Origin of the sequence: Chryseobacterium sp. c4a (assembly GCF_009900745.1) — a bacterium.
Lineage (GTDB): Bacteria > Bacteroidota > Bacteroidia > Flavobacteriales > Weeksellaceae > Chryseobacterium.
In genome coordinates, this window is the sequence record NZ_WXVU01000005.1 from 1 (window position 1) to 26,096 (window position 26,096).

23 protein-coding genes are annotated in these 26,096 nt (G+C 34.9%); 4 read left to right on the forward strand and 19 right to left on the reverse strand.

Annotated elements, in window-relative coordinates; translation table 11 throughout:
- The coding region (locus tag GTR01_RS08720; RefSeq protein ID WP_160137461.1) for an integrase core domain-containing protein at positions 1 to 199 on the forward strand (199 nt) is incomplete at its 5' end.
- 149 nt (positions 200 to 348) lie between these two features.
- Here GTR01_RS08720 and GTR01_RS08725 read toward each other — a convergent pair.
- The 11 genes from GTR01_RS08725 to GTR01_RS08775 form a co-directional block, all read right to left on the reverse strand.
- On the reverse strand, positions 349 to 834 hold the full coding sequence (locus tag GTR01_RS08725) for a hypothetical protein (RefSeq protein ID WP_160137462.1): 486 nt from the start codon (positions 832 to 834) through the stop codon (positions 349 to 351).
- Between the two features lie 428 nt (positions 835 to 1,262).
- Complete coding sequence (locus GTR01_RS08730) at positions 1,263 to 2,237, reverse strand: hypothetical protein (RefSeq protein WP_160137463.1); 975 nt, start codon at positions 2,235 to 2,237, stop codon at positions 1,263 to 1,265.
- Entirely contained in the window at positions 2,230 to 3,822 is a 1,593-nt protein-coding gene (locus GTR01_RS08735; protein ID WP_160137464.1) for a hypothetical protein, read from the reverse strand. The genes GTR01_RS08730 and GTR01_RS08735 overlap by 8 nt, the downstream gene beginning before the upstream one ends.
- Position 3,823: 1 nt before the next feature.
- Complete coding sequence (locus GTR01_RS08740; protein WP_160137465.1) at positions 3,824 to 3,961, reverse strand: hypothetical protein; 138 nt, start codon at positions 3,959 to 3,961, stop codon at positions 3,824 to 3,826.
- On the reverse strand, positions 3,948 to 4,817 hold the full coding sequence (locus GTR01_RS08745) for a hypothetical protein (RefSeq protein WP_160137466.1): 870 nt from the start codon (positions 4,815 to 4,817) through the stop codon (positions 3,948 to 3,950). The genes GTR01_RS08740 and GTR01_RS08745 overlap by 14 nt, the downstream gene beginning before the upstream one ends.
- A 15-nt stretch (positions 4,818 to 4,832) precedes the next feature.
- The gene (locus tag GTR01_RS08750) at positions 4,833 to 5,447 is read right to left on the reverse strand and encodes a hypothetical protein (RefSeq protein ID WP_160137467.1); all 615 of its coding nucleotides are present in this window, start codon (positions 5,445 to 5,447) and stop codon (positions 4,833 to 4,835) included.
- Positions 5,432 to 6,934, reverse strand: a complete 1,503-nt coding sequence (locus tag GTR01_RS08755) for a hypothetical protein (RefSeq protein ID WP_160137468.1) — start codon at positions 6,932 to 6,934, stop codon at positions 5,432 to 5,434. The genes GTR01_RS08750 and GTR01_RS08755 overlap by 16 nt, the downstream gene beginning before the upstream one ends.
- 21 nt (positions 6,935 to 6,955) lie before the next feature.
- A complete protein-coding gene (locus GTR01_RS08760) occupies positions 6,956 to 7,531 on the reverse strand; it encodes a hypothetical protein (RefSeq protein WP_160137469.1) in 576 nt (191 codons plus the stop codon).
- The gene (locus GTR01_RS08765; protein ID WP_160137470.1) at positions 7,512 to 9,191 is read right to left on the reverse strand and encodes a PAAR-like protein; all 1,680 of its coding nucleotides are present in this window, start codon (positions 9,189 to 9,191) and stop codon (positions 7,512 to 7,514) included. Before GTR01_RS08765 ends, GTR01_RS08760 begins: the two co-directional genes overlap by 20 nt.
- Before the next feature lie 92 nt (positions 9,192 to 9,283).
- Positions 9,284 to 11,167, reverse strand: coding sequence for a type VI secretion system Vgr family protein (locus GTR01_RS08770; RefSeq protein ID WP_160137471.1), 1,884 nt, complete (start codon positions 11,165 to 11,167; stop codon positions 9,284 to 9,286).
- A gap of 289 nt (positions 11,168 to 11,456) precedes the next feature.
- On the reverse strand, positions 11,457 to 12,269 hold the full coding sequence (locus GTR01_RS08775) for an FRG domain-containing protein (protein WP_160137472.1): 813 nt from the start codon (positions 12,267 to 12,269) through the stop codon (positions 11,457 to 11,459).
- Between the two features lie 467 nt (positions 12,270 to 12,736).
- On the opposite strand from GTR01_RS08775, the gene GTR01_RS08780 reads away from it, so the two are divergent.
- Positions 12,737 to 13,984 carry a hypothetical protein gene (locus GTR01_RS08780; protein ID WP_160137473.1) on the forward strand — a complete coding sequence of 416 codons (1,248 nt, stop codon included), beginning with the start codon at positions 12,737 to 12,739 and terminating at the stop codon, positions 13,982 to 13,984.
- Positions 13,985 to 14,204: 220 nt separating this feature from the next.
- Here GTR01_RS08780 and GTR01_RS08785 read toward each other — a convergent pair whose 3' ends face one another.
- Positions 14,205 to 14,660 (reverse strand): hypothetical protein, encoded by a 456-nt coding sequence (locus GTR01_RS08785; RefSeq protein WP_160137474.1) that lies wholly within the window; start codon positions 14,658 to 14,660, stop codon positions 14,205 to 14,207.
- Between the two features lie 108 nt (positions 14,661 to 14,768).
- Entirely contained in the window at positions 14,769 to 15,833 is a 1,065-nt protein-coding gene (locus GTR01_RS08790; RefSeq protein ID WP_160137475.1) for a serine hydrolase domain-containing protein, read from the reverse strand.
- Positions 15,834 to 16,210: 377 nt separating this feature from the next.
- On the opposite strand from GTR01_RS08790, the gene GTR01_RS08795 reads away from it, so the two are divergent.
- Positions 16,211 to 17,458, forward strand: a complete 1,248-nt coding sequence (locus GTR01_RS08795; protein ID WP_160137476.1) for a phospholipase D-like domain-containing protein — start codon at positions 16,211 to 16,213, stop codon at positions 17,456 to 17,458.
- A gap of 150 nt (positions 17,459 to 17,608) precedes the next feature.
- On the opposite strand, the gene GTR01_RS08800 is transcribed toward GTR01_RS08795, so the two are convergent.
- Entirely contained in the window at positions 17,609 to 20,005 is a 2,397-nt protein-coding gene (locus GTR01_RS08800) for a hypothetical protein (RefSeq protein ID WP_160137477.1), read from the reverse strand.
- A gap of 217 nt (positions 20,006 to 20,222) precedes the next feature.
- Between GTR01_RS08800 and GTR01_RS08805 the strand changes: the two genes are divergently transcribed.
- Complete coding sequence (locus GTR01_RS08805) at positions 20,223 to 20,639, forward strand: bleomycin resistance protein (RefSeq protein ID WP_160137478.1); 417 nt, start codon at positions 20,223 to 20,225, stop codon at positions 20,637 to 20,639.
- Between the two features lie 95 nt (positions 20,640 to 20,734).
- Here GTR01_RS08805 and GTR01_RS08810 read toward each other — a convergent pair whose 3' ends face one another.
- The 5 genes from GTR01_RS08810 to gndA all read right to left on the reverse strand — a co-directional run bounded on the left by GTR01_RS08810 (position 20,735) and on the right by gndA (position 26,018).
- A complete protein-coding gene (locus GTR01_RS08810; RefSeq protein ID WP_160137479.1) occupies positions 20,735 to 21,523 on the reverse strand; it encodes a PhzF family phenazine biosynthesis protein in 789 nt (262 codons plus the stop codon).
- A 65-nt stretch (positions 21,524 to 21,588) separates the two neighbouring features.
- Entirely contained in the window at positions 21,589 to 22,098 is a 510-nt protein-coding gene (locus tag GTR01_RS08815; protein WP_160137480.1) for a hypothetical protein, read from the reverse strand.
- A gap of 279 nt (positions 22,099 to 22,377) precedes the next feature.
- Positions 22,378 to 23,088 (reverse strand): 6-phosphogluconolactonase, encoded by a 711-nt coding sequence (gene pgl / locus GTR01_RS08820; protein WP_160137481.1) that lies wholly within the window; start codon positions 23,086 to 23,088, stop codon positions 22,378 to 22,380.
- Positions 23,089 to 23,108: 20 nt separating this feature from the next.
- Positions 23,109 to 24,590 (reverse strand): glucose-6-phosphate dehydrogenase, encoded by a 1,482-nt coding sequence (gene zwf / locus GTR01_RS08825; protein WP_160137482.1) that lies wholly within the window; start codon positions 24,588 to 24,590, stop codon positions 23,109 to 23,111.
- A 9-nt stretch (positions 24,591 to 24,599) separates the two neighbouring features.
- Positions 24,600 to 26,018 (reverse strand): NADP-dependent phosphogluconate dehydrogenase, encoded by a 1,419-nt coding sequence (gene gndA / locus GTR01_RS08830; RefSeq protein ID WP_160137483.1) that lies wholly within the window; start codon positions 26,016 to 26,018, stop codon positions 24,600 to 24,602.
- Between the last annotated feature and the right edge of the window lie 78 nt (positions 26,019 to 26,096).

The following is a 26,096-nucleotide window of genomic DNA, read 5'->3' on the forward strand; positions in this document are numbered from 1 at the left end:
ACCTGCCCAAAATGCATATATTGAACGCTTAAACCGTACATTCAGAGAAGACGTTTTGGATGCATACCTATTCGGGTCTATAATGGAGGTAAATGCAATGGCTTATGAGTGGCAAATCGATTACAACAGTAATCATCCGCACACATCTTTAAATGGACTTAGTCCTTGGCTATATGCTAAAGAATCTTTAGTCAATTAGAAGGGATTTTATATTTATTAACTGTTTGAAAAAAGGTAAGTCTTCAAATAAAATCTCCAAAGTCGTTTGACTTCGGAGAATGGACAAAATTGATATGAATATCTTTTAAAAGATGTGTGTACAGGTTTACCGGATCTGTAAATGATCTATTATTTTTGTTTCAATGAAAAATTATCCATATAAACTGCCTGATGAACGCCATTTAGCAAAACCTTCAGTCCTAAATGAGTATCTTTTTTTATGGCAATATTGAATGTTTTTTTATCACCTGTTATCTTGGAAGGTTTAGCGATTGAAATATATGATTTTGAATCAGAAGCATTGCCTACTGAGAAAATTTCCAATGTGGTTTCTCCTCCGTTGTCTGAGATGTCAAGGGTAAGAGTATAGTTTCCTGCTTTAATTTCTGGAGTCACCAAATACATATTTTCTCCCGGGTTGTTCATAGAATAAAATATAATTTTTTTATCACTCGCATACAGCATTGTCTTTCCGCCCGGCTGAGCAGTCCAGCATTTATCAATATCTTTCCAGGTATCAAAATTTTCTACAAGGGTAGATACGGTTTTACATTGCGCTTTTACAGTTAAGAGCCCGCCCATAGTTATTAGCCCTGCTAAAACGATTCTTCTCATGTCTTATTTTTATTTATTTTATGTAAAAATAAGCAAAAAAAGATTACGTCAGAAACATTCGGATCAATGAGAGATAGGAGAATTTTAAAAAATAAAGAAGAAGGGTAGGGATGATTTTTTGCTATAGAATTACAGGGAGCTCATTTTCAGGTTTTTGAATTCAGGGTGAAGTCTGAAAATAAACTTCTCCATTCAATCTAATAGAAAGTTATCCAATATTGTTTTGACTTTACGTAAAGGTATTTTGCCAGGCATCCTTGTCAAGGTTTTAAATCCTGACAAGGGTATAATTGCAGCATTGCAAAAAAAGTAGAAATGTATTCAAAAAGAGGGTAGTAAAGCACAAAGATTTACTCGCAATTGAATGGTATTATATTGGTTTGAATGCACTAAAAAAAAGCGATTTTTTAATAGTACCATTGAAATGCCTATTTTTTCAACTCTCCATTTTGATAGACTTCAGTATAGATCAATTTTCCTTTTTTCCTTGTGTTGATGATCGGTAAACCTGTTTCCTCATTATACTTTTGCAATAATTTATAAAATTTCCATGTTCCGACAGGAATTCCATCTTTATATTGTGCTTCCAGATAGGTATAGGGGTCTGTAAATTCAGGATATTTTTGTAACTCTAGAGAGCTATTCGATTTGAATTCAATCCATTTTCCTTCTCGTTTGTGATTCTTTACCATGCCTTGTTCTTCGTTATTTTTATAAAGGCCATCATGTTCATAGTATCTCGCCAATTTTCCGGAAGGTAGAATCTGGTATTGCTGTAGAGGTTTTAACGTAAAAGGACTTTCAGAAAATTCATAATCTTGTAGAGAAATGATATAATTCTTATCTATATTAAATAAAGTATAGTTGGCAAGCCCCATTTCTCCCTCGTGACGAAGATAGATTCTCTTCATGTCGAGAGGTTTGTTGTCCTTTGTTGAAATTAAATATATCTTTTCAATAAATGGATCTGCATAACGAGTCGTATTATAGACTGCCATAAAATACAATGAATATTTTCCATCACATAGAATGCGGGAGGCTATCTTAATCTGATCATATTTTTCATTGAGATTGTTGCTAAACGGCAGAAAAGTATCATATTCTTCAGGAAGTGAGACAAAATCTTTTTTAATTACTTTTTCAAATTGTAATGTGTTGATTTCTTTTAATTTATTTTCATCCTGTATGACAGGCAGAAGGGCATCAGCTGTTGTTCTTTTTGAAAGATCAGAATAGCCAAATGGCAGCTTTATACAATCGGCTTTATTGGGACTGAATAAAACAGCTCCTTTCTCTGTTGAATGTGCTTCTGTGTTGAGTGTTGTATTTCCTGTTTGAGCCTTAGCATAACCGAAATTAAGAAACAACAAAACCGTAAAACAAGTGATATTAACTTTAGGCATAGATATCTAATATTTGTGCGAAACCATGAATATGTAAGTGATTATTATGTCTAGGGGTAGCAGTATGAGTGGTATGAGGTAACCGTGTCGTAGCATTGTCTGCAGTACTGGCATTGGAGGTGTTGGAAAAATTCTCTGATCGGCCCAAAATAAAACCAAAGTCAAAAAGAATATTTCGAAGAATAACCTCATTATCATAATCAAAATTCCCGGCACTAAGGATGGTATTCACACCATCTTGCTGAGTCGTTAATAAATTCAGATCTCCTGCCTCTCCATTCACGTGCTCTGCACTGGGATAACATGATGCATCAGCAAAAGAAAAACCTTGGGATACAATATAATGATTGTGACCCTCTTGTCTGAATTGTGCTAATGAACCCAAGAAACCGGCAAATAAATCTGGCTGAATACTTCTCCTTCTGGTATGCTGGAATCCGTATCGAATAATAACTCCATTTTGATTATAATTGAATGCTTCAAAAATCTGTGGCCCTACTCCTGCATTCCCAATAATATCCATATTAATTAAATCTACACTTCCTGTCTGATTGGCATACCATTTATCGGTAGCACCATCACCAAGAGTTCCGTTGGTATACACCAATAACTGATGAGCATCTATTTGCTCTCCGGCAGCTCTGTTGGCCGTGTAGTCTATTGTTTGCAAAAGAGTTCCCCTTTGGGCTACCGGTGGAATGGTATTCACTCTTCTTTTTCTTGTTATACTTTCTTTAGTTCTGGAGCAGATTCTGTGTTCAGTATCATGCTGATCATAGTAGAAATAAATAACATCCGTAGAATGATGATTCAGAACCTTTTGTATTCTTCTTCTTTTTTCAGGATTTGTACTAATCACTTGTAGAATATTGTACATATTACTGCCATGATGAATATTATAGATGTTCTTATTTACCACTCGGAATCTTGCGTTGTCTTCATTGAGGAAAATGCCGGCTCCATTTACTTCTTGCGGTTCGTTTTTATAGGCACAGGGATTATTATCCGTTCGTTCTACTGCTACCTCTAAATTGATTGTTCCATCCGCAAGTCTTCTTGTCCATTCATCAAAAGTGGCTCTTCCATCCGGTCTAAGCTGCAGCTTAATGATCGCTTTATTGATATGATCAGCTTGTAAATTGGTGTAATGAGCGTGGCTGCCATCTTTATTATTCAAAGCATCAAAATTTCCTACTCGTACTGTAAACAACCTCTGTGCCTCATATCGGTTAGGAGATACGAAACGCATTAGTTGTAATGTATCTGTGCTTTCCGTCATCGTATTGGCTGAAGGTCTTATCACAGCATCTATACTCAAATCTGTCATATTGCTGGTCTCAATGATCAGATATACTGTCTTTCCTAATATAGAATCATATGGAATTTCCTGATTCTGATAATCCCGTTGTACATGAGCAGAATCAATTTTTGTAAAACTGACTCTTGTCCCATTGTCTGTGGTCACTTTTTTGGCAAAATAAACATCACTGATGCGCTGTAAAGAGTCATCAGGAGTATCCGGAGCCGATGGCCCATTTAAGACTTGTGTCTGTCCGGAATCTGTTATAGTAATACGTGTTGCCATTTTAAAATTTTTCTTTTTTTAATAGGGGAGTTTCTGATAATAAAAGTGTACAGCCAAAATAGGAAAATCCTTTGCTGAATTTTTCATCCGGTTGGTTGGGAATTTCTTTAATCCATGTTGTTTTTTTATAATTCTTCATGGCTTATTTCTTTTATATGATAAATAATCCTCTTTTGGTAATTGTCTCCCAGGGAAAATTCTATGGTAAGTTTATGCTCCAACACTTCTTTGGTCATAAAATCCAATAAGATCTGCCCTTTATATTTGTCCAGTTTCGGGAAATCTGTCTCCGTATGATAAGCGATTTCCTTTCGCTGCATTTCTCCATAAAACATCTCCCAATTTTTATTTGATGGAATATTGCCGGTATACTGTATCAGTAATAATTCATCATCATAACGAATAGCTTCCGTTTGTATATTTTCATCAATATCGATGATGGTATTGGTCATAAAATTACGATAGCGTACACTATGCCTTACCTGATCATTCTCGTCAAGTCTTCCATAAAATTGATGGAGGATCAATCCGAAATGGATATTCTTTAAAAAATCCTTAGCCACCAGCTGCTCACTTCGGTACAATGTTTTTAAAAACTGATAAAAATCGTCTGCCTGTTTACCAACATAGGATCGGGAAAGCTTTTCTATTATTTTTTCCACTTTACCCTGAAGAACAGACAGGTCTTGTATGCTTTTCAGTCTGCCATATTCATCTGTAATGAGCTTTACATTGTTATTGATCTCCGCAATCCTGTCTAAAAAATTCTTTTCTGATGATGATAGTTCTTTATCCCGGTGAACTCTGTCAAAAATTTCAATATGATATTCAAATCTTTCTGTTTCTAAACGTTTCAGTGCAACATGAAAAACTTTGTTGAGCTCACTTCTATGAGTTTCTCCATAGGTGGTCGTATATTCATTATAGGTATATCGGTAAAATTTCTTTCCTTCCTGAAGGTTTAATTTAACATGTAGGGGAAACACTGGTTCCATGATTTTTCACTCTTGCTATTGCCAATTGAACTTGGTATTCGTTTTTTTCTTTTCTAAACATTCCTGTACACTGTATTTTGAGGGACACAAAAAGCAATTCTTATCAGAGTTTATAAAATAAGAATTCAGATTAATTTCCTTGCTTTGCAGCAATACATGGTTTGTATCTTTTTCACATATTGAAGTGGCTGGATAATCCGCATAATCATCTTTGGCTATTTTATGGTGATTAACTGCGGAACTCACTTTGCTTACCCCAGTAATCACAACATTATTTTTAATTTTTTTAATCTTAAAAACATGCGCATCAGAAGTGATAAGACTATTGTATCTGAGCAACAGGTCTTTGGCAGACTGATCCAGTATAAGCTCATAATCTTCCTGAAAAATGTTCTTACTATCAATATTATTTAAAGAAACAGGTACTTTGAAAGTAAAATTCCTGCCATCTATTTTCACAGTTCTCAAAGCATAGCAGCTGTCACACTTCACATCGCCTGCCTGGTTTATAAATCCTACTTTTTTCTTATTCTGTAGAACAGTAATATTATCATTACTTACCGAAGTACTCTGGCAGCTGTTCAGTGAATAAAAAAGGAGGAAAAATAGGTATATTATTTGTTTACGCATTCTGTATCATATTTAAATAATTCTTTAGTCCACTTGGTGTAATTTTTTCTTTCTGCTATATTGGTTTGACCTCCATTAATAGCTTGGGTTACCTTCTCAACATCAGAGTCTGTCAATCCATTATCCATCGCTGCAATAGTATCGGTTTTATGAATGGTGGAAAACCAGCCTGCCGAATTAAAAGCATGGAATAAGTTTTCGGAAATGTTTTTAGCATAGGTTTTTAATTCTTCATAAAAGGCCGCATTGAGTCCTTTTTCCTGAGCTTTTGGCCTGCTTGCTACACATTCACCAACGCTTTCAAAACCGGATCTGAACTTGATATAAGTATCATAATGTTTAGTACCATTTACATAATCATAATAGGCCAGATAATTATAATCATGAGTGATCTGTTTCATTCCTCTTCCCTGGAAAGGGACACCGCCTTTATAATTGGCAGGAACAGAGTCTCTGCTTTCATAAGTATAGGTAAAACTGATGGTTTCCAGATACATTTGCCCCAGAAAATGAATTTTTCTTCTGCAGGTTTTAATGCTGAATTTTTTAAACATAGCATTCATTTCATCGGTAAACAGCTTTATCTTGTCTCTATTGTCAGTGATTTTTCCGCTGGTAATACCGATAGCTGTTATTTTTTCTTTGCCTTCATTAAAAAACGCATCTCTTTTCGATTTGTAATTCTGCTTGTCTCTTAAATGATAAATTAATTCAATCATTTCATCCACTGTGATATCTCTGTTGCAGTAGCAAGGGGTTCCTGCAATCTCAAATCTTTCCCCATCTTTATTTAAAAACTCATGGGTATCATCCGGAAATATAATTTTATCCTGGGTATCTTTTACATCAGCTTTAAAATATAAAAAAGCGTTTACATCCGTTCTTTTCACAAACTTTTCTACCAGTTTCTTTACATCCTGATCGCTTTTAGGGCGTAAGGTTATTTCTTTAGAATACTCCAGGGTTCCGTTGATCGCAAATTCAATCGTGGTTTTTTCCGTATCACCATCCAAAAATTTTACAGGATTATCATATACATTTTCCGGGTTGGTTAATTTATTTTCATGAATTTCCACAGAGAGTTTTCCCGTGAATCCCTGACATTCTGCCACCACCCAGACTTTCTTTTTAATAACGCTTTTATCAAGTTTTTCGAAATTAAAAACAGGCTTGCCATCCTTCATTTCCTGTACTTCCTCTTCCCAGGTAATTTTTACCGATTCTTTGGCTTTTAATTTTACAGAATCTTCTTTATCAGCCTTGATGTTTCTTCTTCCTTTTTGCTCATATTTCTTTTTGACATCAGATACCAACCCGCCACTTTGTACAGGATACGTTTCTTCTTTAGGTTCCCAGATCATTTTAGGAACCCTTTTAGCAAAATATATTTTCACCACATGTACCTCATGATCTTTCTGACTTTCTTGATCATAAGCTATTTGACGAGGATTTGCTGTATAGCTGTCTTTTTCTTGTTCGTCACTCATATCATTACATTTTTGAGCTGATTAGTAAAAATCCTTTGAGTTCTTATATTTTGTTTGCAGGTCTTTGATCACTTTCGATTTTAATGGAGAGGGCAGATCTTTTAAGGTTACATTCAGATCATCTTTGATTTTGCAGGTATTGTCTTCTCCACAATAATATTTGATATGATGCAGGTATTTTTTATGCTTATAAAATAGTATGTATGAAACCTGTGTGTCATTATCCATATTTCCGCAATAGGTAAAAGGAATTAATACCGCCTGATGTTTATCTATTGTAAAATTGGATATATTTCCGGTTTTTAAATTGATTAAACCGGATTGAGCATACGGATAATTGTAAGTTACATTATCAGTGTAATGTTTATTTTGAACAGTAGCATTGATAAGGGTTACCGCACCATCAAATCTGTTTTTTTCAGCATTGCAAGGGTTTATGACTTTTATAGTCAGTTTATTGGACACTGTTCCGTCTTTAAAATTTTTACTGACCATTAATGAATCCTGATAATATACTTTCAAACTGTCATGCACAAGCTTTTGCCCGCACACAGGAATAAAGAAAAATAATATCAGACTAGTAACTAAGCTTTTCATTTTTTGTATAATAAATAGGTAATTCATCATCTTCAGTCTTTTTAGTATATTCTATCGGATACATGGCAGAAGTTCTGCTGGCAAAGGTTCCTACACAAACTTTGTTCCCCTGATTTCCGCCAAGATAATATATGACTTTACCGTCGCTGCTCTTTCCAACAGCCATACTTACGTGATGCTTGTTAGATAAAACGCATATTGAACCCAGCAAAGGTTGATTTCCTGCAATCAGTTTTCCCCATACCGGATCATCAAATTCTTCTTTTTCCAGTCCCTTTTTATCGGTAGGATTTTTCTTAAATCCTTGTCTGTATCTGGTCTTTTCTTCACCATAGGAATAAGCACCCGGATCTAATTGAGCCGAATATCCACTTTTGTTTAGACACCAGCCCACAAATGAGGCACACCAGGAACTGTTACCGGTATCAGCACAGGCTTTAGGTTTATTTTGTCGGTTGATAGCGTGATATTCGTCCACGATCTTTGAACAGTGGGTGGCTTCAGATACACCAAGTTCTTGTTCTTCACGAGCTTTCACAATCCATGGTTGTTCAAAGTATTTGATTTTAAAATACTGACCGCCTTCATTTAAAAAGGTGTTTTTTAAACTGCCGCTTCCTTGTTTCCCAAGATACTCAACTTTGGGTTCATCAGAAGTTACTTCAATATAAACAGAAGCTTCTTTGTCAGGACTTGCAGCGATGAGTTTGGCTAAATTAAATGACAAATCATCCGCACGCTGATTGAGCATCAGCTTAACCACTGCTTTGTTTTTAAATTGACTTGCATTTTCTATCGTGGAATCATTGGCCAGATTATCAACTTCTACTTCAAATTCAGTTTTTGCTTTTACACCTGCATATTTTGAAGCGTCTGTAATTTTTTCTACCTCTTTTAAGTCAATTAGACCAACTTCGGTATTGACATCTGATAAGACTTTATTCTTACCACTTTTCACCTTAATTTTTATTTTCTTTCCAGCGAGTCCTTCAGTCTCCACGACTAAAGCCACCTGGTAGCTTAATCCGCGTTCAGATATTTTTTCTGCAGTTATTTTTGCAGTATCTACTTTCTTTTTAACCTTAACATTCTTACCCAGTTTTTTGTTGAATACTTCCTCTTCTTTTTCCACAGCAGCTCCTTTCTCGGAAGTCCATTTTACAAAATAAGCATCAAGGATTTTAGGAGCATTGCTATTTTGAATCTCACTTTTTATACTTTCCGCTTTCGGAATTGGTGATGGAGAAGCAGAATTAAATTCAGGGTCACAATTGATATAGGACTCCTTTACCAAAACGGTCTGTTCCTGTATCTTTGTGGTTCCCGGGTTTTCCCATGGAGTTAATTTAATAACACTCATGCAGGGTGGGGGAGACATGTTTCTTGCCGGCCATTTGGGATGTCCGCAGGTTCCTTTAAACTGAAGATTGACCATATTATTTCCATCACCTATTGTTGCAAATGGCTGATCCTGAAGGTTGATTTCGTTGGAGGTCACTATCAGATCTCCTGGCCCCTGAGCGTAAGGGCATTTCAGCTTAGCTCCATTCATTACCATTTCTCTTTTTTCGATAGGAGAAGGTTCGCTGGATTTTTTCTCTTGTTCTGCTCTTTTTTCAGAAAGCTTTTGATCGTGCGTTGAAGTTTTCTGATCTTCCATGTGTTACTATTTTGGATTGGATTCAATGGTTGAGGTAGTCATCATATTCGTGGGTGGCCAATGAAAAATTGACTTTCATCCCTCGTACAGATTTAGCCTTTGCTTACTTTAACGTCTTTTCCACCCTGGAATACAGCCAGTGAGGTTCCTCGCAGTTTTAAATCACCTTTTGAAGTTTGTATGTCGGCTTCTCCGGAAATGCTTTTAAATTTACTTCCTGTACTTTCTGTCTGATCCTGTTTTACAGTAACGATTTTATTTTCAGAGGTCTGAGTATATCTTTTGGTAATCGATTCTGTATGATCATTTCCTATATGCAGCGTGCTGTCTTGTCCAATTTTGGTGGTCATATTCCTTCCCACTGAAATATGCATATCTTCTCCTGCGGTGAAAGTCATATTCTTCGGTGCAGTAACATTGATATTTCCCTGGCCATCCATAAAATAAGTGTTTCCACTCGGATCTTTAATGGTGACACTTCTTTCTGCATCATTCATTAATACCTTAATACCACTTCTGGTCTGTATAGATTTCAGATGATTATCAAGGCCTCCGCCCAGACCTACCTGCCCGTGGAACATTCCTCCCATAGCAAACGGAAAATCGGGGTTGTGGTATTCGAAACCTACCATGACCTGATCGCCAATTTCAGGAACGGCTACAAAACCTCTGTTTTGGGTAATCGCATCTGTTCCTCCCGCATCAGGACTCATCATTCTGATAAAGTGGGTGGTATCATTAAGCTGCCAGTCGAATCTTACCTGTATTCTTCCCTGATTCAAAGGATCTACATTGGAAATCACGGTGGCTACCTGTGGTTCTGCTTTAGGCATTTCGAAATCAGGTTTTGGCATAAAGCCGGTTCCTTCAGCAATGGCTTCAAAGCTTCCCTTATAATATCCTCTTGCATCTACTTCATGGCTTACCTCTGTAATCATTAATGTTGTAAAATGCGAAGTTTCATTGCTATCGGTTTTTCTCATTGCCAAATCTGCCACACATCCTATATAAAGGAATGGAACGGTGGTTTTTCCCGAAACGGTAAAAACCTCTACGGCTTTACTTCCTCTTGCACTTTTCTGAGAATCATCCACATCAAGGAATACGTTGGGATTGATAGGAGTAGGGGTCAATGAACGGGTGGTGAAAATAGAGTCATTCAGTTCATACGCTTTGGAAGAGAGTTCTCCCAAATGGTTGATTCTGTCATCAGCACCTACCATTTTGGTATGTCTGCTGCTGTTATAGCCGAAATATTCAGGTTTGGTATGAACCGCTCTCAGTTCAACGTTTACATCAATGACGTTGCTTCCATAGACCAATAGGATAGGTTTCTCAGAAGGAGGAAGCTTGCCAAAATGAAGGATTTCCCCATCATAGTAAAACTGCTCACCATAGGCTTCTGCAATCCTTGTCAGATAATTATAATGCGTTTCGTTGTATTGGGCACTGTAGCTGATATAACTTTTATTCTGGGTGTCTACCCTGAAATCGTATTTACTTGTTCCTAAAGTCTCCTTGATAATCCGATTCGCAATAATATTGGTATTCACAGACTGGCCACCACCAAAACTTTGAGTATGAGGAGCTGCATCCATCAGAATTGTAGGACTCATTCCTTTTAAGATAATATTTCCCAGACTCATTTTTTCCTGACTGAAGGCTACTTTGGTAATGATACCCACAAATGTTCTTTCCGGAGTTTCATTTTCGTAATCTTTATATCTAAAAACAATGGTGATTCTTTTTCCTAAAAACTTTTGGGCCTGCTGAAGGTTGTGGTTTTGTACCTCCCCTAAAGAGTCATGAGCCAATACCAGTTCAAAATCATGGTGCTTTCTTGCACTCTGCTGCAAACGAAAGTGTTTATAGTGATTGATAGTCTTGCCCTCAACCACAATTTCCAGCTTTACCACACGGTTGATCCCCGAAATGTGGTTTTCTGAAACTTTCTCAGAATTTGAGGTGTTTTTCATAATATTTGGTGCGTTTTTTTAGCGGTCTTATGTCACCGAAGTTAGATAAAAAAAATATTACAAAATGTAAATTTTCGTTAAATCTGAAAAATTGTAGTAAAACTACGATTGATTTATTTAAATGACTTTAAATTAAACGCTTGCAGAAGGTCTTGGGAATTGAGGAACTCTGGTTGGGAAAGTATGTTTTAAAGTGTTGTTTAAAGTTTGCTTGAAATAAAATCTCCGAAGTCGGGAGACTTCGGAGAGCAACGGTAATAAGTGGTACCTTTAAATTTTTATAAAAAAATCACAGTTTTCTAAAGTTGTCCTTTGTTTTCAGATTAATGAATTTTCTTAAGCCTTCATAATCAGGGTAAACTGTTGAATAGTTAATACCAAATTTTAAATCTAATTCTTTTAGAATATTAGACCTTTCTTCATCAGGAATTAATATTTTTAGGATATTTTTTCTTGCTTCTGTATACCAGTCTAATTCTTTTACTTCGGAACCAAAAAGAACAAATTTCCCTTTTTGAATTTCTAAGCGTTTATCAATTTTGATATTTGTAGGCTCAATACACACAGGTGTTAGTAAATTTCTTAATTCATTCAAAGATTTTTCTTTGAAATTAATAACTTCTTCTTTATCAAATGAAATAAGATTTATTTTTAGTGGGTTTATGCAGAAGACAGCAGAACAATTAGGTTGAAATTCATCCTCATCCTCCTTGTGAATTAAGTTTAAATTATCGGGTTTGGCTTTAACTACACTAAAAAATAAAGCGATTAACGGACTAGATGTAAAATCTAGAAGTCGAGTATTTATTCCATTATGCTGCATTAAATACAGATAATCTAAATCATTATATTGATAATTATCAATTTTTGATTGTAATTTGTTTTTAAACTCTTCAATTGCGATTTCTTCATTCTCAACTTCATAATGACGAAATTTAATGTTACCCTCACCAGTTATAACCTCTTTTTTATTCCTATAAAGAGTGGGCTCTAGTCTATAATCGGTGTATGTATGCCCTCTAAACCAATTAAAATCAATATTTTCTAACTGGTTAATTAGGTATAGATATTCTTTGATAGATCTTACTGTTTTTACTTTCATTTTTATTGCGTTGTTTTTACGCAAATATAGTTAAAAAATATTTTCTTAACAAAAAATATTTTTCCTATCTCCCCTCGCTGCCACAAGATTGTATCGTGTGGTTTTATCTCACTCTTTTTTTCCAAAGTTCTTTATATTTATGAAAACATAATTGTTGAGTCAAAATTACAAATTTCATAATCCTGAAGGATTATATTTCACAAGTTTTGCTGTAATTTGGGACGATATGGAAGTTGAGGTAAAGGAGGCTGGATGCAACAAACAGGATAATGGTAGTTACATTTAGTGAAGATAATGACTAGCCTAAATTCAATAATCTTCTTAGCTTTTTCTTCCATCTTTTAGCTTTCTACTTCATAATCTTAATACATATTTAATACAGAGATTACTCCAATGAAAGTAGAATCCATTAGTTTCGCAGGCAATTGATCAACTATTGGTAAGACGTAATTTCTAAAAACTAAATCATGATTCAAAAACAAATCCTTGGATGGATGCTTTTGCTTGCAGTGGCGGGTGTGGGATGTCAGAATAATCAGCTGACTTCAGCAGCAATGGAAGAGGAGCTTCCTTCAAAATCAGGTAAAATGCTTGCGGATGCGAGTGTAAGTGTCAATCCTTATGTAGATACCAGCACTTATATCGGTTCAGGATTTACTTTTTTAAATCCGGCTCAGGTTAATAAAAACCGACAGGCTATTGGGGGAAATGCTTATACTGAAGTTTATGGATTCAATATTCCGGAAGAAAACAGAGTAAGAGGAATCCGTTGGAATACAGATGATGAAACGACATCAATATGGCGGCCACAGGGAATTGCGGGATTTACAAAAGATGGTGTTCGTTATCTGTTGGTGAGTTGGTATGCAAAAGATGATGCTGAATATAAAGGTTCACGTATCACCTTAATCGATATCAGCCCAAGTTCAAGCACTTATCTTACGTATCGACATATCTTATTGGTACAACCTGAGATCCCGACTAATACCACAACTTACACTCAATATGGTTCTTACGCGCCATTGAAAGTCCATGCTGGAGGAATTGCTTATTTTAAAGGGAAAGTATACCTTAGCAGTACCAGTCTGGGAGTTCGCATATTTGATTTGGATAAAATTATTGAAGTAAGTACCGGTGATACCACCAATGATAAATGTGGTAAAGATGCCAACGGTAATTTATTTGCCTTCAACTATCGGTATATATTGCCACAAACAGGATATCAAAAGATCAATAATGCTAATCCTTTCTCTACGATTCAGGTGAATGATGAAGGAACTCAGCTTTGGACGGGACAATATTATGCTGGAAGTGCCGACGCTTCCATTGTTCCTAAAGTATTTGGTTTTCCTATTGATGCCAACGGAACCATTCAAAATTCAGGGATTGTGACTGTAGCACCAAAGAATAGTCTTTTTACTGATAATCATGCCCATGGTATCCAGGGGGTATTTCGAAAAGGGAACAGAACCTGGCTTTCCTGTACCGGATCTCCAAGCAATTCTTATGGTTCTAATGCAAGACTGGCAAGATATACCGATGGTGGCGATGATACTGTACGTTACCGATGGCCCTATGGAGCAGAATCTCTTTATTACGAATCTCAATATGGATATCTGTGGAGTCTGACAGAATATGAGCCTAACGCCGGAGCTCAGAATGGTAGCCAGGTCAACCGATGTATTTTTGCTGTTGATTTTTCAAAATATGAATAGCGGAAAATATAGATCTTAAATTCAAAAATAAAAGCATCATGGTTATAATGATGCTTTTTGTAATATATTGAATATTAATTAAATTGAAAGGTGTTGGAGCTAAACATAACCGTTTGTTTTTTTAACTGCATAGATACATGGGAAAAGTTTTACAGATTTGATAAATACATGTGCCTATGTAGTTGATATTTAGCGGTTGTAAGTTGCATGAGTTTGATAATTAGCGTACAAGATATAAGATCCCCGCAGCAATTCCGACATAAATAGCACCCGTAAGAAGATTAGATAAAGGTTCTGAAAAACGTTTTTCTGCAATTTTTTCACCATTGATCTGATTCTTATGGAATTTCAGAGTCTTTTTAGGGCTATTAACCGGATGTACGACCAAACTATCACTTTCCCATCGATCAACAATCACTTTATAGCTTCTGCCATCAACATCAATTTTAACATTTTTATTAGCGGCAAGTTTCTCTTGAATATTGATTGGAGCAGGAGGCTGTTGTGAATCCTGATTCTGAAATTCAGAGGTTGCACTTTTCATTGGCATAGAAGCTGAATTCTTTTTTAAAGCTTGCTTATTATCGGTTGGAGGAGCCGCTGGCTTTTTGACCTGATACGTATAACAGCTGGTAAGAGAAAATAATATAATGATGAGATAAAGATTCTTTTGCATTGCCTAAATTTAAGAATTAAACGGAATATTTAGCATTTTCTTTTGAAAAATCCTTTTAAAAATTTTTGTAGTGCTTAAATCTCCGTTTATTGTTTTGCTTACTACTTGTTATGGTTTGTCTTTTATTTCCGGAAGTTTAATTTCTTTATTATAAAGCAGATCAACGACATTTTGCATGAAGTCTTCTTTTTTGATGCGTTCTCCATTAGTAACATAAGCAATGGAGAGATCAGCTTCTTTGTTATAAATAAGAATGGCATGTGATCCTAATGTATCTCCACCATGTCCATAAAATATAAGATTATTAAAATCCCAGATCGCGATACCTCTTCCCCAATCTTCTTTTCCTGATACAGGCAGCATGATGGCTAGAGATTCTTTTTTTAAGATCTTATTGTGGAATAAACTATTGATGAAAATATTCAGATCATAAGGAGTGGCAGAAACATCCCCCACACCAATTACATTGAGTAAATTGATTTCCTTTTTCAGAATCGCCCATGAATTATTCTCATATTGATAAGGCAGAAATACATTTTTTTGATCAGGTTTGAAAGATGCTAGATTTTTTAGCCCCAGAGGTTGTATAATTTCTGAATAAAGTATTTGGTAAAATGGTTTATGATGCTTGCTTTCAAGAATTTTAGTGAGGAGATAATAAGCAGAGTTTGAATAGGCAACTTTCTCACCCGGTTCAAAGCTTTTTCCTTGTTTGATGATGAGATCCATAATTTCCTTGTCACTGGTCTTTTCTGTTACCCAAACTTCTCCGTCTTTTACAACATAACTTCCTAAACCACTGGTGTGTTCCAATAAGTTTTTGATGGTTATAACATCTGAATTCGGAATTTCCGGATAAAACATTGAAAGTTTATCATTTAAATCTAATTTTTTAGCTTCAATTAATTTAAAAATTAAAATAGCAGTCATCATTTTGGTAACAGAACCTACCTGATATCGGGTATTTTTATCAAATGTTAATTCAGGGATGTTTTTTTGACCGAAACTTTTAGCATAGACTTCTTTTCCTTTTTTAAACACCGACAAACGACCTACTCCCAAATTGTTGTTTTCAATATAATTGAAATAATTATTTAATTTTTCAAAATGAATGGTTTGGGAAAAAAAGTAATGTGAAGCAAGAAGAGCTAAGAATGCAATTGAGGTTTTCATGATGAATAGGTTTATTAGTTGGAGTTATAAAATTTGAAGTCTCAAATATATTACATCTGCTGATAACTGAGTTTGTTTGTGCAATAATTTTGAGATGTTTTTCAGAGTTTATATCGTTGAATGTTTTCTGGCAACTGTTTAATAAATAAAGGGATATGTTTTCAAAGTTGGAAAAGACAATCGATTTTGGAACTTTATAAAATATTCATGTTTGCTGATTTTTGAAATAATATTTTTATTGTATTGATAGATATGCCGATAATAGAAATGTTAATATTATATTTGATTAACAAGAATAATTATGAATAAACATGAGTCGTTGTTAGTTAAGGTAGTTTGCTGTGGGAGAATAGAATATTAATTTTAGCAGAAAAACGATGATAATCCATACAGATATAAAACAAAAACTTAGAGATGAGTTAGTAGAAGCAAAATCAATTTATATTGCTACTGCAATGATTAGCGTTCAAGGTTGGAATTTTATTCAGCAAAATATTTCGAAAGATACGGAGCAATATTTTTTAATAGGTATCGATTTAGCTACAGAACCTGAAGTATTTAAAGAAATATTAGACAATCTTCATATTAATGCTCGTGTCTATCAATCCAATTATACATTTCATCCTAAAGTATATCTTCTTCAAAAGAATGATAATTCATTTACTGCATTTGTGGGATCATCAAATACGACAAATTGGGGATTAGAAAAGAATATTGAAATGAATTTTCAAATCAATAATCAAGACGAATGCAAAAAACTTTTACAATGGTTTAAAGAGTATTATAGAAAAGGCTATTTAGTTACTGATGACTTTCTTTTAAGTTATAAGAATAAGTATACTAAAATTAAAGTTAAAGATAATGAGATCGCATTTGAGAAACAAAATATTAATGACGAGGTTTCTAAAGATCAGGGACAGTTTTTTTTATATAACCATCATAAAATATTTGAAAAAAAATATCATTATATGAACACTTCTGATCTAAAAGAAATTAGGAAAGAGGTACATAAGAAATTTAAAGAGTTAGATAATATAATTTATCCTCAATTTGCAACCTATGGATTTCATGAGTTACATAAACATCATAATCCTAGAGAGATTGTTAGCCGACACTTTTTTAATCGATTTAGTGGAAAATATATAGATGCTATTTGGTTGCATTATGGGAAATCAAAAGCAGAATTATCCAAATATTCAAGCGCTGATAAATCAATAAATAAGCCGGAATCATTTATTAATAACATCCGTTTACAAGTGATAATTCATGAAAATAGTTTGGGTGTTTGGCTTGTGTTAGGAAAAAATAATGGGGGTAGATATGATAGAGATCATTTCAAAAATTTGCTACAAGACAAGCATGTACTTAAAGATTATTTCTCAACTATAAAATTATTAACGGATTATTGGATTGAATTTGATGGTAGACGAACTTTGGTAAATTCTTTAAATGATGAAAATGATTTATTTAATAGAGTTCAGGCTTCAAAAATTGAAAATTATTTTATAATAGGAAAAGAAATTGATTATTTAGATCCAAGTATTTCAGCACAAAATATATCAAATACCATTTTAGAAGAGTTTAAGAAGCTATATCCATTATATCTCACGATGAGGCATTATTAAAAAAAATGGTAGCGAAATATTTGTCAATTATTTTACTGAAATAAAACTTTTTAAGCAGGTGCATATCCACATGATCTTATTGTCCTCTTAGTATTTAAAGCTAAAAAGCCTTCCAGAAAACTGAAAGGCTTTTTAATATAGAGAAATATTCTATTTAAAAATTTGCTGATCGTAAAGGATATTGTCGTCTTCGTCAAAACTTATGATCAATACTTTATATTGCTTGGCACTGTCGTTATTGAAAAACTTAATTCTTGGTGGCACATAATCGCTGTCAAATAAATTAGGGTTCCAATATAGGGTTTCGCGGGTATCATTTTCAACTTTTGCATTCTCATCAATCATTTCAACAAGGAATTCAGAAGGTTTATCATAGCCTTTTATAATGGATGAGTTATTCGTCTGCTTGGTTTCTTTTTCTTTGACCTTAGATTGCATATTGCCTCTCATGGTATAGATGGCAACGGCATCACCTACTAATCCTGCTCCTTTAAGAATTTTGACCATAGCAATATTATTGATGGAAAGGTTGGCAACCATTGTAGGATCTGTAGGCACTTCATCCAAATATAATTTGGCTTGCTGACCACGAATATAGGGTACATTGGCTCCTGAGCTGTTTCTTTGAAAGGTTAAACCAGCAGCTTTTCCTTGCAGCCAGTCTAGTATATTAGTAAATCCGGCAGCGTATTGATTTTCGTTAACAAAGTCGAAGATCGTAGAATTTACAGAACTGAACATTCCGCTGGAAAGCTCTTTGTCTAATTCTTCTTTCGGATCTTTCTTTTTTCCTACTAATTTTACCTGTTCGATTTCTACCTCTGCATTTTCTATTTTCTGGGTGTTTTTTTGAGTGTTGATAGCTCTTGAAATGGTTGGAGGAAGTGTTTTATTTCCACTGGCTTTTACTAATTTATATTTTGTGCTCGGGAAATTTCCTGTAAACGTTATAGGAGTCACTAATGGTTCTGCTGTGACAAATAAGTTATCAGCATTTGCCTCTTTATTATTATCTGAATTGGCAAATACGGAAACCTCCAAAGGATCATCAAAGCTAAGATTATTTAAATAAACATATCCGTTTTGATCTGTTTTAAATGGATTAATAGTGGGGCTTTCTTTCCCTAATCTCAATACCAAAGTGACATTAGAGTTGATGATCAGAGCATTGTTTTTAATAGGTTTTATCCTGTAAGAAAGAAACTTTTGGGAATTATTTTTAATGGCTGGCACCGTTCCGTTAAGCACAGAATTCCAGTCGAATCTTTTCCAGTTTTCAGAAATAAGGAGAGCGTCCAATGCTTCACTATTGGCATTTTTAGAGAAATATTGGGCTGGGCTGTCTATTTTTGAAGTAAAATCTCCTGTTAACCAAAGTGCACTCAATATATTGTCTTCTTCAGGCTTATTGCTTCCGTCGTCTTCATTCACTAAAACGGTGTAGTTTTTAAAATAAGACTCTGGGGAAAGGTCAATGCTATTGAAAGATCTTGGAGTCTGCTTTATACTCTGACCTATAATTTCTGCTTTCTCAATCTTTAAATTATTGGGTTTTATAAAGCAAAGCCTTTGTGCTACCAGGTTATCCTGGTCATCAAAAATGGTTAATTGTAAAACACCGTTTGCACCATTGCTGATTTTTGTAGGAATGAGGCTGGAGGCTTCATTATTTATCTGCTTAATATTTGCTTTGTAGGCAAGGTGATTATTAATTGTTCCTATGACTTTATAGTTTTGAAGCTGCTGTTTTAGATTAACACCTTTTAAAGTATATTTAATTCCATCTTTAGAACTGTTAACCTCTAAATGAAGGCCGCTGTCTGCAACTTGTGGAAGATCTGCGGTTTTAGTTTTTCCGGCATTATCCTGAATAACAACCTGATATTTTTTTCCTAAAGTAGGTGTTATGGTAAAGGCTGCGACATTTTTATCAAAAGATTTAAAGGTAGTGATTGGGGTATTTGGATTTTGAGTATCGATTACTTTTCCTGTCCAGTTTTCCGGCAAAGTAGTATCACTTGATAATCTTACTGCAAATTTTGTAGGCATACCGCTTATAAAAGTTCCTCCTTCCGGAAAAGCTTTTGCAGACCAATCTGTACTTTTAGAAATCACTAATGATTCAGGAGAGTTTGGATTGTAAACCGGAATGGTCTTTACCATCTGAAAATCCTCATTAAAATTGGTCATGTAAGGAGTATATGCTCTTACAAAATAAACTTGTTCAGGAAGATCCTCTTTGAGTTGAAAATCTCCGCTGCCTTCACCATTGGTGAGAAGTATGGTTTTCCAGTCTATTAATTTTTTATCAGCACTGTAAAGTTCAACAAATAGAGTTGTAGATAGAGGAGAACGGTTGTAGCCATCAAATACAAAGCTTTTAAACCAGATTTTGTCTCCAGCGGCATATTGGGCTTTATCGGTAAGCAAGTATACTTTTTCCTGGTCGTAATTATTTTCAAGATTGGTAATTGCTTTTTCTAATTTCGTTTGTGCCAGTATAGGCTGTACCATAGAAAGGAGTAATACACCGAATATATTTTTCATAGAAATCTTAACGCATTTTAATTCAGTGCTAATTTAATGATTTAAAGATTCGAAAGTTTATATTTAAACTGTTATTTCAAAAGAAAGGTATCAGATTGATTATATCCGTTCAAGAGTAACTCTATATTTTATTGTAATACGCCTATCTTTGATTGATTTTAATTTTTTCATGCTAAACTAAATCAAAATTCCTGAAATTATAATGAAAGAAGATCCTATGAAATTTAACAGGTTAATTCCTGAGTTATTAGTGAAAAATATTGATGATTCTAAGCTGTTTTATATTGAATATTTAGGATTCACTCTGGAATATGAAAGAGAAGAAGATCATTTTGCATTCATTTCCTATGAGGGAGCTCAGCTAATGCTTGAACAAGACTGTTCTGAATCTTGGATTACCGGTGAGATGATTCTTCCCAGAGGAAGAGGGATTAATTTTCAAATTGAGACAGACAATTTAGAATCTATTATCGATAGAATTAAGATCAATAAGATACCCTATTTTAGAGAGGCGAAAGAAATATGGTACAAAATAAACTCTATTGAAGAAGGCGTTAAAGAACTCCTTATTCAGGATCTGGATGGATATCTTTTAAGATTCCAACAATATCTTGGCGAGCGGGAGATAAGTTAACCCACTTTTTTTTTCTAAATATTACATAAGAGAATCGGCAAATATCTACGATATTTGCCGATTCTCTATACCAGGAACGCTTAGTCAGAATAAGATTATTCAATCCAAAGATGCCCTATAGAATAAGTTCTGGCTTTACCTGCCACAATTACTCTTTCACCTTTGTTTTCGCAATAAAGCTGGCCTCCTCTTTCTGATAGCTGGCGGGCGAAAAGCTGATCTTTTCCTAATCTTGAAGCCCAGAAAGGGATAAGCGAGCAGTGTGCAGAACCAGTAACAGGATCTTCAAGAATGGAAGACTGTGGTGTGAAATATCTTGAAACAAAATCACTATCAGTACCTGCTGCCGTCACCACAACACCTCCCGGATCCAAATTGATGAGATCCAGGATAGATCTTTCAACGATGATTTTTTTGATATCTTCCTCAGATTCATATACCAAAACATAGTCTCTTGATTTGAAAACTTCTGTAGGCTGTATATTGAGAGACTTTACTATAGTGTCCGGAAGAGTAGACGGCTCAGGCATTCTTGACGGGAAATCCATATAATAAAATCCATCTTTTACCTCCACAGTTAATTCGCCACTTTTGGTTTCAAAAACGATTCTATTGTTCGGGTAATCTAAGATGGAAGCCAGGCAATGAGCTGTAGCAAGGGTCGCATGTCCGCATAGATCCATCTCTATCTCGGGAGTAAACCATCTGAGATGAATAGTTTCACCATTATCAATAAAAAAAGCGGTTTCTGCTACAGCATTCTCGCGGGCTATCTTTAAAAGAACCTCATCAGGCAACCAGTTTTTCAGTGGGATAACACATGCAGGATTTCCATGAAAAATTTCTTCTGTAAAGGCATCTATTTGATATAATTCTAACTTCATGATTGGTAATATTTAAGGTTTGTAATAATTATAAAATAATATTTGTTGGGTGTTGAGCGTTACGATTATTTCAGCTTTTTAAACACCGAAAAGCCATCCGATGATTCCTCTCTTTCTGTTGTTTTTGAAGAGAATAGGGGGTGTTTGTTTAGTAATTTCAGGGTAGGCGATTCAAATTTCCAGTTCATACTTTTATCCAGAAAATAAAAGAAAGCGCCATCATTGGTTTTAATTTCGAAAAAATAATTCGGAAATTTATTCAGTGTATTTCTTACAGGCATATAGGTGATTTCTTCTATTTGCTCAGCAGGATAAGGGGTTTCATTGATGATAAGGCCGTTATCCGTTAGAAAGACATTGGCAGGAGGAAGATTTTTTTTCAGCATCCGATATTCTGATAAACACACAAGCGGGAAAAAGATGAAACAGAGAATGGTAGGAAAAACTAAGGTGATAGGATCTTCTTCTTTTGTACTTAAAAAATAACATCCTATTGTGACTATATGAACAAAAATAATAATCGTTCCATACCTGTAAAAGAAGAACTCGAAATAACTTGGGTTTAATTTTTTCACGAATAATAGTGTTTGGTTTTCATAGCCATACAGGCAGAAAATGTATTTTCTTTTATAAAAATACAAAAGTTTGTCCAAATGTTTATATTGAAGTTTTTCAGTATTTTAAGTTGTTTAAGCTCTTTTTTACATTATTTTGAATGAATGATAGGAAATTTATTTTGAAAATTCATCATTATGAGTTGATATACAAAAAATCGCCACTTTAAATAAGTGGCGATATTTTATTTTTTGACGAAGATAGTAATACCTTAATCAGTTTTTAATATATCCGTTGAATTAAGCTCCTGCTTCTTTGTCTGTAAAGATCTGAACGCTGTCTTTCTTTTCAATCAACTGAAGTGGGTACAGTTTCGGATTGTACTCACCGTTTAAAACTTCATTTAATGCATGTTTTTTCGAGCTGCCGAATGTGACAATCAGAATATTGTCAGCTTTATTGATGATAGGCTCCGTTAAAGTAATTCTGAACATTTCCTGAGGTTTCAGATAATAAGCCGCCACCCATTTTTCTTTTTCATCCAGAACTGCTTCTCCAGGAAATAAAGAGGCTGTATGACCATCATCACCCATCCCCAAAAGAATGAAATCGAAAATACCTTCTTCTCCTAATACGTTTCTGATTTGCGCTTCATATTCTTTAGCATAATTTTCAGGATCGATTCCTTCTTTATACATTGGGAAAATCTGATCTTTATTCACAGGAACTTTATTCAAAAGTGTTTCCAAGGTCATTTTAAAATTACTCTTTTCATCATCAAGAGCAACCCATCTTTCATCTACCCAGAAAATATAAACTTTGCTCCAATCTATTGTATCCGCATATTCCGGAGTAGCCAATAAGCTGAAAATAGCTTTTGGAGAAGAGCCACCACTCACCGCAACAGCAAATTTTCCATTTTTTTGAATAGATTTTTCGGAAAGCTCAACAAACGTATCTGCGGCTTTTTTATATAAAGTATCGAGCGTATTAAATATTGTAATATCCATTTTTATTTCTTAGTTAAATTCTACACCCATTCATCTCCTTGTCTCTCAACCAAAGCATTGCTGTCATCCGGGCCCCAGCTTCCTGCATCGTAATTAGGGAAAGAGGGATCTTTGGTTGTTTCCCAAGTCTCTTGAATCGTTTTTACAACATCCCAGGCTTCTTCTACCTGATCAGAACGCATAAACAATGTAAGGTCACCCACAAGTGCTTCTAATAAAAGAGTTTCATAGGCTTCTGGAGTATCAGTCTGACAGGCAAAATTATCAAAAATCATTTCTACCGGTTTCAATTCTAATGAAAGCCCCGGTTTTTTTGACATAAACTGTAACCTTATATCCATTTGCGGCTGAATGTTAATAATCAGTCGATTAGCCGATAAAGGAGATGAGCTTTCTGAAAATGTAGAGTGGGGAAGCGGTTTAAACTGAATGGTAATATAAGAATGCTTTTCTTTCATTTTCTTTCCGGTACGAACGTAGAAAGGAACATTTTCCCATCTTTCGTTATCCAGATAAAACTTAATAGCAACAAATGTTTCGGTATTAGAATCCGCAGCAATACCTTCTTCCTGGCGATAGCCGTTTACCTTAATTCCATTTACTTTTCCTCTTCCATACTGACCTCGAACGGCATAATGATCTACTTTATCCGATGAAATTCTACGAATTGATTTTAAAACATCTACTTTACGATCCCTGATTTCACCAGACTCTAATGAAACCGGTGGTTCCATAGCAACCATACAAAGAATTTGTAAAAGGTGGTTCTGAATCATATCACGTAAAGCTCCCGTTTGCTCATAAAAACTGGCTCTCGTTTCTACTCCTACTTCTTCTGCAACGGTAATCTGAACCGAATCTATATGCCTGTGATTCCATAAAGGCTCAAAAATTGAATTTCCGAATCTGAATGCTAAAATATTCTGAACCGTTTCTTTTCCTAAGTAATGGTCAATACGATAAATCTGTTCTTCCTGAAAGGTTTGTGAAAGAAGGTTATTCAGTTCTATAGCAGACTCCTTATTGTGACCAAAAGGCTTTTCAATAATAATTCTATCTTTTGCAGGATCGGAAGCGATAGAAGTATTCTTAATATGATTTGAAATAACGGATACAAAGTTCGGCGCTATGGAAAGGTAAAATAGCCTGTTTCCTCTCATTCCGTAGACTTTGTCGAAATTCTCTAATGTATGATATAGATTTTGATAAGAATCTTCTTCATCCAATTGATGCTGAAAGTAGGTGATGTGAGCCTGAAAACCCGCCCAATCTTCTTTGGTTACAGTCTTTCTAGAAAAACTTTCCAGGTTTTCTTTAATATAAGCTCTGAATTTTTCATCTGTATTTTCGGCTCTTCCCAAGGCTAAAATATTAAAGCCTTTAGGCATTCTGCCATCAATATATAAATTGTAAAATGCAGGAAAAAGCTTTCTTTTTGCCAAATCTCCCGTTGCACCAAAAATAACAATTGTTGTTGGACGCAGGATTGTATTGTCGCTCATTTTCCGAATTTAGTTATTAAGGTTTTGCCATGAAGTGTGAAAAATTCCTTCTCTGTCAGTTCTTTGGTAAGTATGCGCCCCAAAATAGTCACGCTGAGCCTGAAGTAAATTGATGGGTAAAGATTCTGTTGTATAAGCTTCGAAATACCCTAAAGCTGACTGAATTCCTAAGCTTGGAATTCCGTTTGATGGAGCAAAAGCAGCTATTTTTCTTAATGATGAAATTTTATCTTTTACGATTTCTGAAATTCCCTGATCCAGTAGAATATTAGATAAATTCTGATCTTTAGAGTATGCTGTATAGAATTTTTCTAATAAAACAGAGCGGATAATACATCCTCCTCTCCATATTTTGACAACATCTTTTAATGGAATTTCAAATTGATATTCTTCAGAAGCTTTTACCAGTAATGCTAATCCTTGAGCGTAGCTGATTAAAGTAGCCAAATACAATGCATCACCCACTTCTTTAATGAACAGTTCTTTATTTTCAGGAACTGTTATTTCCCCTTTAGGATATAATTGAGAAGCTTTTACCCTCTCATCTTTATAAGCAGATAAAATTCTTGATGTTACGGCAATATCAATTGTTGGAATAGAAACACCGATTTCCATGGCTTGTTCGGATGTCCATTTTCCGGTTCCTTTGGCTCCGGCTTTATCTAAGATCTGATCAACAAGGAAACCGTCTGTTAAATCATCTTTTTGTTGGAAAATATCTCTTGTGATTTCAATAAGGAAAGAATTCATTTCTCCTTCATTCCATGTTTTGAATACTTCATAAAGCTGATCATTGTTTAGTTGAGCTCCTTTTCTTAGCAAATCGTAAGCCTCACTGATCAACTGCATGATGGCATATTCGATCCCATTGTGAACCATCTTTACATAGTTTCCTGCAGACCCTTTGCCCATATAAGCAGTACAAGCTTCTCCGTTAACTTTTGCTGAAATTAATTCTAACATGGGTTGTAACAGGTTGAATGCTTCCAAATCACCACCAGGCATAATACTTGGCCCTCTTCTTGCGCCTTGTTCTCCTCCTGAAACCCCCATTCCCATAAAATGCAGGCTTTTAGAAGCTAAATCGGCAATGCGTCTTTCAGTATCTTTGAAATAAGAATTCCCCGCATCAATTACAATATCTTTCGGGCTGAGAAGTGGTGTAAGGCTTTCCAGAACAGCATCTACAGGTTTTCCTGCTGGTACCATTAAAATAATTTTTCTCGGACTATCCAAAACGGATACAAATTCTTCAAGAGAAGCCGTTCCCTTTACTGAAGTTCCCGGAGTTGCTCCATTATGAAGCTCTCTTACTTTTTCCTCATCCAAATCGAATCCCGCTGTAGAAAAACCGTTGTCGGCAATGTTATAAAGCAGATTTCTTCCCATTACTCCGAGACCAATAATCCCGTAATTGTACTTTTCCATTCCTATCTTATTTAAGATTTATTTTATTTTTACAAGTCAAATTTACGGAAATGCATAGCAGTAAAAAAAATATCCTGA

Coding starts and splice junctions, on each gene's coding strand:
- GTR01_RS08785 (WP_160137474.1), bottom strand. CDS start 14,660: ATGCAAAAGAATCTTTATCTCATCATTATATTATTTTCTCTTACCAGC.
- GTR01_RS08745 (WP_160137466.1), bottom strand. CDS start 4,817: ATGGAACCAGTGTTTCCCCTACATGTTAAATTAAACCTTCAGGAAGGA.
- GTR01_RS08770 (WP_160137471.1), bottom strand. CDS start 11,167: ATGAAAAACACCTCAAATTCTGAGAAAGTTTCAGAAAACCACATTTCG.
- GTR01_RS08790 (WP_160137475.1), bottom strand. CDS start 15,833: ATGAAAACCTCAATTGCATTCTTAGCTCTTCTTGCTTCACATTACTTT.
- GTR01_RS08775 (WP_160137472.1), bottom strand. CDS start 12,269: ATGAAAGTAAAAACAGTAAGATCTATCAAAGAATATCTATACCTAATT.
- GTR01_RS08755 (WP_160137468.1), bottom strand. CDS start 6,934: ATGAGTGACGAACAAGAAAAAGACAGCTATACAGCAAATCCTCGTCAA.
- GTR01_RS08725 (WP_160137462.1), bottom strand. CDS start 834: ATGAGAAGAATCGTTTTAGCAGGGCTAATAACTATGGGCGGGCTCTTA.
- GTR01_RS08750 (WP_160137467.1), bottom strand. CDS start 5,447: ATGCGTAAACAAATAATATACCTATTTTTCCTCCTTTTTTATTCACTG.
- GTR01_RS08805 (WP_160137478.1), top strand. CDS start 20,223: ATGAAATTTAACAGGTTAATTCCTGAGTTATTAGTGAAAAATATTGAT.
- GTR01_RS08765 (WP_160137470.1), bottom strand. CDS start 9,191: ATGGAAGATCAGAAAACTTCAACGCACGATCAAAAGCTTTCTGAAAAA.
- GTR01_RS08795 (WP_160137476.1), top strand. CDS start 16,211: ATGATAATCCATACAGATATAAAACAAAAACTTAGAGATGAGTTAGTA.
- zwf (WP_160137482.1), bottom strand. CDS start 24,590: ATGAGCGACAATACAATCCTGCGTCCAACAACAATTGTTATTTTTGGT.
- GTR01_RS08800 (WP_160137477.1), bottom strand. CDS start 20,005: ATGAAAAATATATTCGGTGTATTACTCCTTTCTATGGTACAGCCTATA.
- GTR01_RS08760 (WP_160137469.1), bottom strand. CDS start 7,531: ATGAAAAGCTTAGTTACTAGTCTGATATTATTTTTCTTTATTCCTGTG.
- GTR01_RS08735 (WP_160137464.1), bottom strand. CDS start 3,822: ATGGCAACACGTATTACTATAACAGATTCCGGACAGACACAAGTCTTA.
- gndA (WP_160137483.1), bottom strand. CDS start 26,018: ATGGAAAAGTACAATTACGGGATTATTGGTCTCGGAGTAATGGGAAGA.
- pgl (WP_160137481.1), bottom strand. CDS start 23,088: ATGGATATTACAATATTTAATACGCTCGATACTTTATATAAAAAAGCC.
- GTR01_RS08740 (WP_160137465.1), bottom strand. CDS start 3,961: ATGAAGAATTATAAAAAAACAACATGGATTAAAGAAATTCCCAACCAA.
- GTR01_RS08780 (WP_160137473.1), top strand. CDS start 12,737: ATGATTCAAAAACAAATCCTTGGATGGATGCTTTTGCTTGCAGTGGCG.
- GTR01_RS08810 (WP_160137479.1), bottom strand. CDS start 21,523: ATGAAGTTAGAATTATATCAAATAGATGCCTTTACAGAAGAAATTTTT.
- GTR01_RS08730 (WP_160137463.1), bottom strand. CDS start 2,237: ATGCCTAAAGTTAATATCACTTGTTTTACGGTTTTGTTGTTTCTTAAT.